Annotated in this window: 9 protein-coding genes and 1 tRNA gene; 7 read left to right on the top strand and 3 right to left on the bottom strand. The window is 57.9% G+C overall.

All coding sequences use genetic code 11. From position 1 onward, the window contains the following. The coding region (locus HV711_RS18315; protein ID WP_254604811.1) for an IS66 family transposase at positions 1–736 on the top strand (736 nt) is incomplete at its 5' end. A 302-nt stretch (positions 737–1038) separates the two neighbouring features. Here the strand turns inward: HV711_RS18315 and HV711_RS18310 are convergent. After that, the gene (locus HV711_RS18310) at positions 1039–1578 is read right to left on the bottom strand and encodes a DUF6471 domain-containing protein (RefSeq protein WP_051224115.1); all 540 of its coding nucleotides are present in this window, start codon (positions 1576–1578) and stop codon (positions 1039–1041) included. 669 nt (positions 1579–2247) lie between these two features. Here HV711_RS18310 and HV711_RS18305 point away from each other — a divergent pair. The 5 genes from HV711_RS18305 (at position 2248) to HV711_RS33960 (ending at position 10096) form a co-directional block, all read left to right on the top strand. Beyond that, a complete protein-coding gene (locus tag HV711_RS18305; RefSeq protein ID WP_175145182.1) occupies positions 2248–2742 on the top strand; it encodes an HAD domain-containing protein in 495 nt (164 codons plus the stop codon). 1814 nt (positions 2743–4556) lie between these two features. Further along, the gene (locus tag HV711_RS18300) at positions 4557–4766 is read left to right on the top strand and encodes a hypothetical protein (protein ID WP_175145180.1); all 210 of its coding nucleotides are present in this window, start codon (positions 4557–4559) and stop codon (positions 4764–4766) included. Further along, on the top strand, positions 4763–7645 hold the full coding sequence (locus HV711_RS18295) for a TnsB C-terminal domain-containing protein (RefSeq protein ID WP_035480416.1): 2883 nt from the start codon (positions 4763–4765) through the stop codon (positions 7643–7645). Before HV711_RS18300 ends, HV711_RS18295 begins: the two co-directional genes overlap by 4 nt. A gap of 13 nt (positions 7646–7658) precedes the next feature. Continuing rightward, positions 7659–8711 carry an ATP-binding protein gene (locus HV711_RS18290; RefSeq protein WP_082201451.1) on the top strand — a complete coding sequence of 351 codons (1053 nt, stop codon included), beginning with the start codon at positions 7659–7661 and terminating at the stop codon, positions 8709–8711. Beyond that, entirely contained in the window at positions 8708–10096 is a 1389-nt protein-coding gene (locus HV711_RS33960; protein WP_051224104.1) for a TniQ family protein, read from the top strand. The genes HV711_RS18290 and HV711_RS33960 overlap by 4 nt, the downstream gene beginning before the upstream one ends. A gap of 120 nt (positions 10097–10216) precedes the next feature. Here HV711_RS33960 and HV711_RS18280 read toward each other — a convergent pair. After that, positions 10217–10292, bottom strand: a tRNA-Arg gene (locus HV711_RS18280). Positions 10293–10622: 330 nt separating this feature from the next. Between HV711_RS18280 and HV711_RS18275 the strand changes: the two genes are divergently transcribed. Beyond that, on the top strand, positions 10623–11540 hold the full coding sequence (locus tag HV711_RS18275; RefSeq protein ID WP_035480413.1) for a c-type cytochrome: 918 nt from the start codon (positions 10623–10625) through the stop codon (positions 11538–11540). A gap of 123 nt (positions 11541–11663) precedes the next feature. Here the strand turns inward: HV711_RS18275 and HV711_RS18270 are convergent, their stop codons facing one another. Beyond that, the gene (locus HV711_RS18270; RefSeq protein WP_035480426.1) at positions 11664–13763 is read right to left on the bottom strand and encodes a UvrD-helicase domain-containing protein; all 2100 of its coding nucleotides are present in this window, start codon (positions 13761–13763) and stop codon (positions 11664–11666) included. Positions 13764–13940: the final 177 nt, after the last annotated feature.

Genomic DNA, 13940 nt, shown 5'->3' with positions numbered 1-13940 from the left:
TTCTCCGAATTGGCTGGGGGAGCCTCCATCATCTTCCACTTCGGACCGGCGCATTGTTCTGAGCCGCCTTCCTTGGTGTCGACGCTGGGTGGGAGGCGCTCATTCCATTGGATACGAGCCCTACAACGGCATCGCTGAACAGTATCAGCTCGTGCATCTCGGATGCTGGGCTCACGCGAGACGGTATCTGGTCAAGGCCGAAGATAACGTGCCGAAGGCCGCACGCTCGTCCAACCTGCTCGCGACGCGCTTCATCAAACTGATCGGCAAGCTGTTCGCGGCGGAGGCGCACAGTGAAACGTGGGCGGCTGAACGACGACAGCGATTGCGACGACGATACAGTGCACGCGTGCTCGATGCCATCGAAACGCTGATGCTTGAACAGTTACCCGGCGTCGTGCCTCAAAGTTTGCTCGGTAAGGCCCTGACCTATCTGCATGGGCAGTGGCCCAAGCTGATCCGATACATCGAGAACGGCAACTGGCCCATATCGAACAATCCCTGCGAAAATTCCATTCGCCCGTTTGTCGTCGCGCGCAAAAGCTTCCTGTTTGCCGATACAGTTGCTGGCGCACATGCGAGTGCGAATCTTTATTCGCTGGTCGAGTCAGCAAAAGCCAACGGCATCGATCCGTATCGCTATCTCACCTGGCTGTTCCAGCGGTTGCCTCTGGCAAAGACGGTCGACGACTACGACGCGCTGCTTCCCTGGAAGCTGCCGGCCAACCTACGCTGATCCGCGTTCCCACCACATGTCACACGCTCCGTCACCTGAATTGAGGGGCGTCGCTGATGGACCGCATACGCATATCAGGCCAATACAAGCGTTGAAATCACTGAAGTGACCGTTCAGCGCGAACTTCGCGGAACGCGAAGTCTTCACAGAATCGCTTGAATACCTGTGTGAACGCTACGTAAGACGAGATGTATTTTTACTTTTTTCTTACGCAATTGCGTGGGTTGACCCACGCGACATGAGCTACAGAGGAAATATAGAACGGCCGTGGAAAAGAGCAAGGGGTTTTGCGGATATTCCGCTCAGGTCGCGGAAGCGCCGGCTAATGCAGCCTCGTTCAGGTCGAACTGGTCAAGAAAAAGGTGAACGCCTGCAAAACGACAGACAGTCGCGCATTGGAGGAACAGTGCGGTCGAGAAAGAACCGTCTTCAATCTGCACACGTAATGTCTCGGGTTCCACACAAACGCCTATCTCTTCGAGACGGTTCGAGAGTTTCACCCAGTCTAGCCAAGGTTGAAGGGACAACTCCCCGCGCAATATTGCCGCGGCACGTTCCTCCCAACTCATATCGGTCTGGAGTGCACGGGCCCACCGGTCGGGGTACAAAGAACTCGAAGCCGTCAGAACTTGCAGGAAGAACGTGTGCCGGAACGTTCCACGATGGACTTTGCCCTCTATCGACCGCTCCGACTCCGCAACCCCAATCTGCGTCAATGCCTTCGCAAGTTGTGAGTAGCTCACGTCTCGACGGGTCAGCATGACGCGTAGGGCGCGGGAAGACAGCCTCTCCCACGGCCCATCGATAAGTTCGCTAACTTTCGCTTGATTTCGCGTTGACATGAACTATGGTTTGTGTGTGGTAACCCACGTGAGTCGTCGAAAAGTCAAAGACCAAATTCCGACGAACCGTTCGCATCGACCGCTGCCCCATGCTCACCATTTGACGTTGCTCAGGAGCATGAGTCGAGTTCGGTCCTCTGCCGTCGGATTTCACCATGAACTCTATTCTGTACTTGGGTGCCGAGCGCCTTCTGTTTCCCAGGCTACTTCGTTCCTCGCTATCCCGTCAACCAGCCCGAGAGTCTTCATCGCAAAGCATCCTACTTGCATGCCTGGGGGATACCGTCCGTGACCGGGCCGACCTTGCGATTGTGCTCAATAGCTGGCTGGTTGCGGACTATGGATACTGTACGCTCCGCCGCCTCATGCCGCTCGAATTAGCGCAGAAGACCATCGGCGCGACCATGCGAGGCAACCGAGCGCATCGACGGTCGTATAGCACGCAACGCAAGGTTGACCTGTTGCGGTCGGACATAGCCCGTCGGAATCCCCAGCGCCTGACCATCATTGACGGAGACCCAATGACCATCCCGTTCGAGTACATCGAGAGGTCGATTACCGTCGGCATGGCTTCATCCAGCAACCTCGTCAACTTCCAATCCGCGCTCCAGCAACTCCTGGACTTCGATTAGTTTGCCGACACTTTCGAACCTCGCAAAGGGGATGACAATGGATTTGTATCTCAACTTTGACGGTGTCCTGCACCCTGACCAAGTGCTCTACGTGGAAGGATGCGTTCCTTCGTTGACAGCGGTCGGAAGCAAGACACTGGAACATGTAAATATCCTCGTGAAGATTCTAGGTGAGCGCGAAAACATAAACATCGTGCTCAACACGTGGTGGACCTTCTCCATCGGGGTTGCCGCTTGCATGGAGCTCCTCCCGAGCGCGCTGGCGTCCCGGGTCACCGGAAGTGTCCTGGAAGGCGCGCCCAGCTATCCCACGAGACCGGCGAGGCTCAACGAAGCGGCGCGGCACATCCTTAGTCGCCGAGAGCGAGCGAGCGTCATCCTCGACCACGCCAACGCTGTGTATTCGAGTGAATTTTTACCCAAGTTGCTGCTCATCCATCCACATGAGGGACTGGGCAATCGAGCCGCGCAGAGGAGCCTCGAAAGGCGAATAAAGTTGCTGCAGCATATCGAATCCCAATGCGTGGATTGATAAGTATTGCAGATTACTTTCGACACCATCCGAGCTCGACGGCGTTCGCTTCTGCGCTCCTTTTACATATACCTTAAAAACGCGAAAGTGCCTTGGTATACGATGTAAAACGCAGAATCGCAAGTAATTCCTCATCTCGTGGTTAGCGTGAGGAGACCTGACACCGGCCCGATGAAACTTGGCAAAAAACCGCTTCTCTTGTAGCCACCATCGACATACAATTTCGCTGTCGACCCACCGAATTTAAGGAGCGCACATCACGGCAAAACTGTCCCCCTGACCAACCTTCGATGGGACTAGGGCCACGCCCGCTTTCTTGTGTGATGACTGCGCAAAAAAGAAGGGGGCCGCTAAGCCCAAGCGAACTTGAACCGCAGCCCCCGGTGGCTCCCGTGAGGAAGACCACGTCTGACATCGTGATTTTCTCACGGGGGTCACTGAGCGTCAAAGCATTCTCACGCCCGTAACAAACGTGGAGTCTTTCGCCAAATGACACCGAAAATCGCGCTTCTCCGGTCAAACCCCCATCAAAATGACCGATTTAAATCGCCGCCACCGTACTGGCAAGGTCCCAACCGGCGGCAAACATGTGGCCCCAATTCTCTCCAGAGCTCTACGCGTCAAAATATCTTCGCCTCCCCTCCTCCGTTCGACCCCTTTTTCAGCCCTCCTGTCCCCCTGAGTGCCCCTGGCAAGTCTCCTTATTCCAGGGTCTGGAGCTCTCGCATTACGCCGCTCCTCCATTAGGTCGAGTCGAGCGACCAGGCACTCGCGGAGCCAGCGTCTCCGCCGGAGTTCACTGAACTCCGGCGTGTGAAGCTTCTTCTATCGCACCGTCGCGTGGAGCGCGGAGCGAGGGGCCCGGTCGCGACTTCACATTTCACAAAGCGGAGAAATGTATGAATACGCGCCCCACTTGCACTACGTTCACAGACGAGTTAACTGACCTGGTAGCCCGCCTTAGCAGCTTTGGTAACTTGGCCGACGCAAACCGCAAATCACCGCCGTGTCGTGGGTCCTCACCTAAGAAATCGCATGGCTTGTTCACCATGGCGAAGACAGGCCCAGTGGCCATGATGCACGACCGAGGCTCACCGGCTCAGTGTCCGCTTAGCATCCGCAGACTCTGTGCTCCCGTTGCTGGCGGCCAGCCGGAGACGGAAATTGAAAGTCCCAGTAACCCAAGTCGGCGTGTAGATGGCGAGGTCAATCTGGAGCAGGAAACCACAGTCATTGTTTCCCGCCATGGTCGGCTACATGAAGTGAACGTCCTCACTCCCGCGCTTCTTTTGGAGCGGGACTGGAAACAACCAGGTGATTGCATATGTAGCTGGTCTACCGTATTCACTCTCAAATACGTGTTCCAAACTGTCTCAACGAGACAAGCATTCGAACATGCAGAACACTCCCTCGCATCCCTACCCGCGTCGGTCATCAAGAGCTACAACGACGCCTACCTTGATTACCTACTCACACCATGTATCAAGCACGACCGCGCGAAAGAAGCGAAGAGGCTGCGCGAAGCGCTGAAAATCCCAACCATCTGGACGGAGTTGCGCGTGAGAGTGCGTCCCGTATCGCATGTCCGTGAGTCCCTGTCGACGCCCCTAGACCGACACCTCTCAGGACATACGAGCCGAGTGCAAATCCTGGACATGGCGGTTCCGCACCACGCAGAAAATCCTTGCTCGGAGGATGTGCTCATTGAACATCGTCCACTTTTCCGTCCGAGACCGACACCGCAAAACACACACGACCGCGAGGCGCAGTCACCAGCGCCAGCAAGCGCTCTTGGCGCGTGACCGGAGACAATCATGAGCATCGAACATGTGCACTGTGTAACCACCGTCTACCCGTTGCCCGCACCTGAAGCGGCCGACATGTTGGTAGTGACTTCAGAGGGCATATTCATCGAAAAATGGAAAGACCAAGCGGAGCTTGAAGAACTCGTTGACCGACATGCGGGTCGTCCACCGGCAAGGCCAGACGCGATGTCATCCACGCCCATCAGGAGTCGCCCATGACTATCAACCTTCCTACTACCATCCCTCAGAAATCCCAGTGGCAATTGCTGGAAAGTCGTTGGTCCTGCGACAGCCCCATTGGAACCGCACTGTCTCCGTACTCCGACGCGGAATTGCGGACCGAACTCGAACGGTTGGGTACGCCGTTTGAAGGTCAACGATACATCTGGGAGGCCCGTGCCAAGTCACCGTCTCGAAAAGTCCAGTCGCGAAAGGGCAACGTCATCTCTCGTTACACGTCCCGCAAGATGGGGTGCAGGATGGCAACGGAGAGTCGAAAGGCCGAGTTCGGTGCAGTCGTCAGATACGATTGTGATGGCACAACGCGTGAGTTCTATTGTCAGCCACCCCAGGTCAGAATGAGCGTGGAGCTTGAGCGAAAGCGGTCAGACGGCACAGTCACGGTCTATCAGGCACCCACGCCCTATACACCAGACATTCTTAGACTGACGCCTTATGGCATCTACGTCGATGAATGGAAAACCGAACAGGACCTTGAAAAGCTTGCCGAAGAGTATCCACGCCGATTCTTCAAAGACGACGAAGGAACATGGAGATGCCCAGAGCGCGAACGGCACTTCGCTGCTCTGGGCATCACGTTTTGCCTACGCTCGGGGAACGAGAACGGCGCGATATTTGTTGCGAATCTCGAATTTCTCGACGACTTTCTTTGCGACAAGAGCGCACCACTAACTGACAGTGCCTGGCGGGCGATTGAAAGGATAACAAGCGCCTCCTGTCCGATGACCTTAGGCCTGCTTTTAACGCACGCCTATCCGGATAAAACACCGTGGAACGAGTCTCTCCTCGTCGAAACGCCACCCGACGCATTCCTCGTCGACGATGTCTATAAGGCGATAGCTGACCAGCGCATTTTCGTCGACCTCGATTACGATGACCTGAGCGAGCCTGAAGACGTCGTACTGTGTAATTCGCGCGCGCAGCTCGATGAACTTCAGTTCAATCGACCGGTTCCGAAGGCTGTCAGCGACGAGGTCAGCTTCGGCGTCGATATGGGCACCGAGTTCGTGTTTAAAGGTCGCCTCGAGGTGTTTGAGGTTTCGTTCGTCAGCTCGGAATCGGTTCACTACTTCGAACAGCAGAGCCACAACAGCGGCCTCATGCAAGTGTCTGACTTCGAGCGGGCGCTGTTCAACCGACAAATACTTCTTCTTTCGTCTCAACCGTCAACCGATAAGCGGCTCTCTCAAATCGACGGTCTCACTGACTATCAGATTGTTGAGGGAAAAAAGCGGTTTCTCATTGTTCGCGACCTCGAAGCAGGCAAGAAGGTCCGGTGCAACCTGGGCCCGAGGCAGATACAGCGAATACGAAGGGAAGTGCGGGCGGCAGGCGGGTCCTTGCCAGCCCAGCGACGGGCCGCGACACCAAAGCGTCGGAGCGGCGGACGATGCCAGATAATCCCTCAGCAGTTGGACCTGATTCGAGAGACCACCGAGCGGGGTAACAATTCAACAAATCCAAGCGGCGCTGCGTCATATCGAACCTACGTGGAACTCAGCGAAGCTGCGGGCGTAGAAGTCGTTTCGAGGAAGACGTATTACCTCCACCGACAGAAATTCATCGACGTCAAGGCCAGGCAAGGCAGCAGAGTCGCCTACAACGAAGAGCCCGCAATATGGTACCTGCACGTTGAAGACAAGATACATGGCGGGCGTCCATTCCATCGGGTCCATATCGACCATACCAAGCTGGATGTCTTCATAAAAATCCGAGGCAAAGGCGGAAGGGTTTTTCGAAAACGCCCATGGCTCACCGTCGTGATGGATGCCGAGACGCGCATGGTGCTGGCCTTCTATCTCTCAATGCACGCGCCGAGCACCATAAGTTGCATGATGGCTATTCGAGCGATGGTCAGAGTGTTCCGACGTACACCCGCAATCATCATCGTCGACAATGGAAAGGAGTTTCACTCCGACGCATTCGATAATCTCTGTGACCTCCTTCGCATCACGTTGCAATTCCGTCCGGCGCACAAGTCCCGTTTTGGTGGCGTGATGGAACGGTTGTTTGGAACAACCAACACCAAGCTTATCCACTACTTGGTAGGCAACGCGAAAGCGTTACGCAACGTCCGAACGGTCACGCGGTCCGTCGACCCGATAAGGGCTGACCTCATGAGTTTCGCGGAATTGCATGGGCTTCTCGATGAATACTTCTTCCGGGAATACAACCTCCAGGTGCACCCAGCCCACGACCATTCTCCCATTGAATACATGCATCTCCGGTTTGCCCTTACAGGGCGCCGCCTGAAAAGGCTGACTCCCTACGACTCCTACTTCTACATCCTGACATGTGTGCCCCCGTCAAAAGGCGCAACCCGAAGGCTCGACAAGCAGATGGGTGTCAAAGTCGGCCATGTTTGGTATTGGGCAGATGAGTTCGCCGACAAGATGGTGCGTCCACAGAATCTGCCGGTGCTCGTGGACATGTGGGACGTAAGCATCGTCTATGCATTGCTCAATGGCAAATGGGTTCGTTGCCAATCGCGGCTGTTGATGAAGTACCGGAAGCTGACATACGTGGAGTGGGGCTACGTCATGTACGAGGTCCGAATGCGCATGCACGGCGAGCCCGATGAAGCTCTGGAAAACACACTGTACGCCGTACTCAACGGTCATGTCCTCCCAGATGTGGCTTCCATGACCGAAGCTACGCGCCAAGTTTATGGCGATGCTCGCCTCATTGAAGACCATACGGCAACTCAGAAGGAAGCAATCATCGAGTTGCCGGTCACCACACCTGCAGAGCTTGGTCCACCTGAGGACGACAGCATTATGCGCATCCCTCTGCCCAAGGCGCAGAAGGGCCGATTCAAGCTGAACTACAACTCCCTGCCCACGTCCCGCCCGGTCTAGTCGAGGAAACGTCATGAGTTCAATCACTTTTCAACAAGCGTTACACGGAAGTCCCAACGAAAAGGGTGAGTACATCGCCTCACTTCGATTCATGCACCCAAATCTTGAGAAAGTCCTGAGTGAAGTCGAACGGCATATGATTCCGAGCGCCGGTCTCTCCCTTACCGTTGTCGTTGGTCCCGCAGGCGTTGGCAAGTCAACGTTTGCTGGGCTCGAGACTGAAATGCTGCTCAAGCTCTATGACGCGGAGATACGCGAAAACCCCGGCGTGATTCCAGTCGTACTGAGTAGTATTGACGCCGCGGATGGGAAGGAAATCAACTGGCAATTGTTTTACCAGCATCTCCTTGATGACCTTCATACATTGAGTCCGGACGTCCCCGCCCAACGAGACGGAGAACCTGTTGACGTAGTGAAGAGCTATCGGGTGACGTTTCAAAAAGCGCTCTTTAATCGGAAGGTTCGTCACGTGTTGCTCGACGAAGCGGTGCACTTGACCGATTCGAGAACGGAACCTTTGCAGTACGGAAACCTTCTGAAATCTCTGGCGAACCGTGGCTCCATGAATTTGCTGCTCGTGGGTGCCTACGGCTCTGAAAGGCTGGTTCGCGCTAGCGGACAATTGGCTCGGCGAACCAGTGTGGTCCACTTCCCGCGGTATCTGGCGAATCAGGACGATTTCGACGCGTTTACGCAGTTCATCAAAGACTTGGCAAAGGAGCTTCCGCTGCCGTTCGAGGTTGACCTCGGGAAGTACGTGGAAACGCTCTTTGACGCTCACCTCGGCATCCCGGGATATGCGGTCAAGACCTTAGTCAGGTCGGTCATTGCGTGCGCGTACGAAGGATGCAACTCGTGGAAAGACGAATACGTATGGAACGCGCTACCGTCCAGAGCAGAATACGAGACGATTGCGACTGAGACGTTGGAGGGAGAAGAAAACATCAAGCCTTATCTCTCGTCTGCAACACCGATTACATATCCGAGCGAAGCTGAATTGCTTGCCGGCATTTCAGCGAGGCAGGCACGAGCGCTCGGTGACGCTGCGCGAGGGTTCCGTCGATGAAGAGTCCGTTTCGAACGCGGTTGCCTGGCGGCTGGCCCGACGACGCGCCGCCGCGGTCAATTCTGCCCAGCCTTCCACCCTACGGGTGCTCGGGCGAAGACCGCGAGAGTCTGGGCAGCTACGTTTCTCGATTGAGCGATGCTCAGGACATTCCGCGCGGCGCGTTGGCGTATCGAATCGTGGGTCCAACCGCGCACGAGCTGTTTGGCACTGACCCGCTCCGGTTGGCTCAAGACATTGGACGTTCCGATTACGCTGCCAATGTCTCTAGCCTTACAGAAGAAGCGAAGCATTGGGCGTACGCGCTTAACAGCCTCACGCTGCGCAATAACCTGCAGCTTTGTACGCTGCTGCCAATGAAAGGCCTCGTCTCACCATTGAAGTTGATGTCAAGCGGCAGGCGATTTTGTCCCGTTTGTTTCAAGGAGGACGAGAAGTTGGGGCGCCAGCGTTACGACAGGTTGCTTTGGAGCATCAAGGCTGTCGTTGCATGCCCTCTACACCGAACACGGCTCGTCACGCGCTTGGAGCAAAACCGGGACGCCAGCTCATGCAACGATGCAAACGTTCGTCCGGCCCGAGGCGGGTTGCCCGAATCACCCCCAACAGTTCCGGCGTCAGAATACGAAATCGAGAGCGCACGTCTAATCGCGGAACTTCTGGACGATGCAATCTTTTTTCCGGGTCTTAGCTACGTGCCATCTGCTCAGTCCGCCTTTCTAGTCCACGCCATTGATGCTCTGTTCGCAGGAAAGTCCGCTCATTTCGCGGCGCATCTTCGCGTCGGCAAATCGCAAGTGCATGCATGGGTTAAGGGAAAGGTGCGCATGAGCCTCCCCCGGCTCGCGCTGACCGCTTACTGTTGCGGGTGTGCAATCGCGGACATATTGCTCGGCAACCGGGTGATGCTTTCACGGCGAGCAGCACCAGAGTGTCAAGACCGTCGATTGCTACAAATGGGCGGCACTGGAGCCAAGCGACCGAAGAGTGAGCTTCGGTCGATACTCGGAGAACTGATTTGCGGAGGCACCGTTAACAGTGCGGCGGAGGCGGCGAAGGCCGTTGGAATATCTGAAAAGTTTTTTCGAAGGGAATTTCCGCTAGAACATGCGGCCGTGAAACAGCAGGGGCGCGACCTTGTGACGACTCTCCGGGACGAGAACAGAGACTCGTATGACCAACTTTACCTGACGGAACACATCGCACTCTGGGAAATGGGAACCTATCCTTCCAGAAGGCGGGTCATCAAGCGCATGCGTGGGAAGACAGAGAGCTTGGGACGACACCAAGACGCGCACAGGGCTCAAATGAAAGCTCACGCGCTCACGGGAGTACCAATCGCTCGATGTGGAGGCAGAATGCCGGGGCGTCCGGTCAGCGGATAACCGGAAAAAAGGATGTGATGCGGGACTTTTTAAGGCTGCCCGTACTACCTACAGATGTCGTTTACGACATCTGTAGAGTAACGACACAACGTGGCCTAAACCCTTGATGATCCGCAAAGTTGGCGCGCCCGGCTGGGATCGAACCAGCAACCCCTGCCTTCGGAGGGCAGTACTCTATCCATTGAGCTACGGGCGCTTAGACAGCAACAAACACAAAATCGGACACACTCGGCGCGGCATTCAGAACAAAAGCGGCGCCCAAGCGAGACCGAAAGCATACCCGGTTTCGGCCCCAGCGTCCACCGGACGGCCCCCAAAGCCTTTCTCCGGGCTTTGCCGGCAGCTCGCCCCCGCTTTCCCCGCCAGCCCGCGCCACTTCGCACGATGCGGGTAAACGCCTGCTGAACAGCTCGCCGCGCCTCTCGCCGCCGTCGAAAGCTTGCGTCTATAATCGTCCGTGGCTGATCAAGAACAAGAAGTTGCCGTCGCGCTGTACCGCTCACATACCCACGGAGACGAGACAAGCATGAGCGAAGCACCACACGGAGCCCCGATCAAAACCCCAGGACAGCTCATCGCCGCGGTCATCGCCGGGTTTGCTGTGCCAATCGTCATCATCGTTCTGCTGGCTTACTACGTCGACAATTCGACACGCACCGGCGCCGGCACCGACAGTCTCTCCGAAGCCGAAGTCACTTCCCGCATCAAGCCCATCGCCCAGGTCGAGATTCGCGATGCCAACGCGCCGCGCGTCTACAAGACGGGCGAGGAAGTCTACAAGGCGGTGTGCTCGGCCTGTCACGCGTCGGGCGCAGCAGGCGCGCCGAAATTCACCAATACCGCCGACTGGGCGCCGCGCATCTCGCAAGGCTTCGACACCTTGCTGCATACTGCGCTGACCGGCAAAGGCGCCATGCCCCCGCGCGGCGGCACGAGCCCCGACGACTACAGCGACTTCGAAATCGGCCGCGCGGTGGCCTACATGGCCAACAACTCGGGCGCGAGCTTCCCTGAACCGGCGCAACCGGCAGCGGGCGCGGCGGCGGCGTCCGGCGCGGCTGCCGCATCGGCGGCAACCGCAACGGCAACGGCAGGCGGCGCGTCCGATGCGGGCGCGGCTCAAGCCGCCGCAGCGATGGCCGCCATGGCAAGCGTGCCGCAAGCCGCTGCGCCGGCGTCGGGTGCGACGCAAAGCGCCGATGCATCGCAAGCAGGCAAGGCCTTGTATCAGCAGGTTTGCCAGGCGTGTCACGCAGCCGGCGTGCTGAACGCGCCCAAGTTCGGCGACAAGGAAGCCTGGGCGCCGCGCCTGAAGGAGCCCATGGACACCGTCTACAACTACGCGCTGCACGGCAAGGGCGCGATGCCGCCCAAAGGCGGCTCGAACGCGTCGGATGCGGACGTGAAGGCCGCCGTCGATTACATGGTGAGCGCGGTTAAGTAACGTACGCTTGCTTCACCCGGCGCAGCGCGAGGATTCGTGGCCTTGCGCCACACGACACCGGAATCCCTGCACCGCGGCCACGCGGGCAGGGATTTTTTTCGTGCGCCATCCACGGCCCCACCCTCAAGCCTTCTGCAACAACGCCTTCAAACTCGCAAGCCGGTCTTTGGGCGACATCGGCGCCTCATCAGCCGTGGGCGGCGGCGCATCGTCGAGCAGCATTTCGGGGATGAACCGCGACGGCTCGCACACCACCGTCTCCCGTGCGCGCTTGCGCTTCTTGCACCAGTTCAGATGAAGGCTGCGTTGCGCCCGCGTGATCGCCACATACATCAAACGGCGCTCCTCCTCGATGCGCGCGTCGTCGATCGGTTCGTCGTCCGCGCCGCCGCGATGCGGCATGATGCCTTCCTCGACGCCGACCAGAAACACATGCGGATATTCGAGACCCTTCGACGCGTGCACGGTCGAAAGCCGCACCGCGTCCGGGTCTTCTTCACGGCCTTCAAGCATCGACATCAGCGCGACCGTCTGGATCAAGCCGAGCAGGTTCTTGCCGGTATCGGTCAAACCGTCCGCCGTGTCGTAACCCGTTGCCTCGCCGCCCGCGGCCAGAGCCGCATCGTCCGGTTCCGCCTTCGTGCCCTTGCGCTTGAGCCATTCGACGAACTCCAGCACGTTCTGCCACTTCGCCTGCGCCTGACGTTCGTCGAATGCATCGTAGAGATACGCTTCGTAGTGGATCGCGTCCATCAACTCGTCGAGCAGCGTGCCGGCCGCGTCTTTTTCGGCGCGGTCGGTGAGGCGCTGCATGAAGTCGCAGAACGCACGCATGGGTTCGATCTGGCGCGGCGACAGGCGCGCCTCGATGCCGCCCATATACACGGCCTCGAAGAGCGACACCTTCGCCTGGCCCGCGAATGAACCGAGCGCCTCGAGCGTCGTATTGCCCACGCCGCGCCGCGGCGTCGTGATCGCGCGGATGAACGCGGGGTCGTCGTTCGCGTTGGCGATCAGGCGCAAATACGCGCAAATGTCCTTGATCTCGGCTTTGTCGAAAAACGACTGGCCGCCTGACAGCACATACGGAATCCGCTCGCGGCGCAGCACCTGCTCGAAAATGCGCGCCTGGAAGTTGCCGCGATAGAGAATCGCGTAATCGCGGAAGTTCGCGCGCCGCTCGAATTTGTGCGCCGACAGCCTGAACACGACGGATTCCGCCTCGTGCTCTTCGTCGTTGCAAGCGGTCACGGTGATCGAATCGCCCATGCCGTGCTCGGACCACAGCTTCTTTTCAAAGAGCTTCGGGTTGTTGGCGATCACGTTGTTCGCGGCCGTGAGAATGCGCACCGTCGAACGATAATTCTGCTCGAGCTTGATCACGTGCAGCTTCGGGAAATCCTTGCCGAGCTGCGCAAGATTTTCGAGCGTCGCGCCGCGCCAGCCGTAAATAGCCTGGTCGTCGTCGCCCACCGCCGTGAACGCGGCGCGCGGGCCGGCCAGTTGCTTCAACAATTCATACTGGCACGCGTTGGTGTCCTGATACTCGTCGATCAGGAGATAACGCAGCTTGTTCTGCCAGCGGTCGCGCACCTGCTCGTTCTTCGCGAAGAGTTCGGCGGGCAGACGGATCAGATCGTCGAAATCCACCGCCTGGTAGGCGTGCAGCGTCGCCACATAGTTGCGATAGACAATCGCGGCCTGGTGCTCGTCCTCGTTCGCGGCAATCGCAATCGCCTCTTCCGGCATGATGAGGCCGTTCTTCCACAGCGAAATGATCGACTGTATCTTGCGGATGAACCCCTTATCCGTCGATCCGACCTGCTCCTGGATCATGCCGAAGCAGTCGTCGGAATCCATGATCGAGAACTGCGGCTTCAGCCCGACGTGCTCCGCTTCCTGCCGCAAAATCTGCACGCCGAGCGAGTGGAAAGTACACACCGTCAACTGATTGACGGGCACTTTGCGGCCTTCCTTGCCGGGCGTCGTCAGCGTTTTGCCTTCGAGCAGCTTGCCGACGCGCTCGCGCATTTCGGCCGCGGCCTTGTTGGTGAACGTGACAGCCGCGATATGGCGCGGCTCGAAGCCCTTCGCCTCGATCAGGTGCGCGATTTTCTGCGTGATCACGCGCGTCTTGCCGCTGCCCGCGCCGGCGAGCACGAGGCACGGCCCGTCAAGATAACGGACCGCTTCACTTTGAGCGGGATTCAGGCCTGCGGACATCGTCTGTGGATGGGTGTTGCGGTTGAAATGCGGCGGCGACGAGGAAAGAAAGAGGGTCTGGCGCGTCCCGTCCCGCGCGAGAGGAGCGATGTTAACACGGATGAAATCGGCGGATAAATTCAGCCGGCGCTTCTCGCAGCTCACGCGTCCAACCAGCAGCTCATGCACAAAACCCGC

The organism is Paraburkholderia phenoliruptrix (assembly GCF_902859825.1).
Taxonomy (GTDB): domain Bacteria; phylum Pseudomonadota; class Gammaproteobacteria; order Burkholderiales; family Burkholderiaceae; genus Paraburkholderia; species Paraburkholderia phenoliruptrix.
Note: the sequence above shows the minus strand (reverse complement) of the source record. Positions and strands in the feature narration are given on the sequence as shown.

What these genes read in the sequence shown, in the direction of transcription:
- HV711_RS18290 (WP_082201451.1), top strand. Translation starts at nt 7,659, where the DNA reads ATGAGTTCAATCACTTTTCAACAAGCGTTACACGGAAGTCCCAACGAA.
- HV711_RS18295 (WP_035480416.1), top strand. Translation starts at nt 4,763, where the DNA reads ATGACTATCAACCTTCCTACTACCATCCCTCAGAAATCCCAGTGGCAA.
- HV711_RS18270 (WP_035480426.1), bottom strand. Translation starts at nt 13,763, where the DNA reads ATGTCCGCAGGCCTGAATCCCGCTCAAAGTGAAGCGGTCCGTTATCTT.
- HV711_RS18310 (WP_051224115.1), bottom strand. Translation starts at nt 1,578, where the DNA reads ATGTCAACGCGAAATCAAGCGAAAGTTAGCGAACTTATCGATGGGCCG.
- HV711_RS18275 (WP_035480413.1), top strand. Translation starts at nt 10,623, where the DNA reads ATGAGCGAAGCACCACACGGAGCCCCGATCAAAACCCCAGGACAGCTC.
- HV711_RS18305 (WP_175145182.1), top strand. Translation starts at nt 2,248, where the DNA reads ATGGATTTGTATCTCAACTTTGACGGTGTCCTGCACCCTGACCAAGTG.
- HV711_RS18300 (WP_175145180.1), top strand. Translation starts at nt 4,557, where the DNA reads ATGAGCATCGAACATGTGCACTGTGTAACCACCGTCTACCCGTTGCCC.
- HV711_RS33960 (WP_051224104.1), top strand. Translation starts at nt 8,708, where the DNA reads ATGAAGAGTCCGTTTCGAACGCGGTTGCCTGGCGGCTGGCCCGACGAC.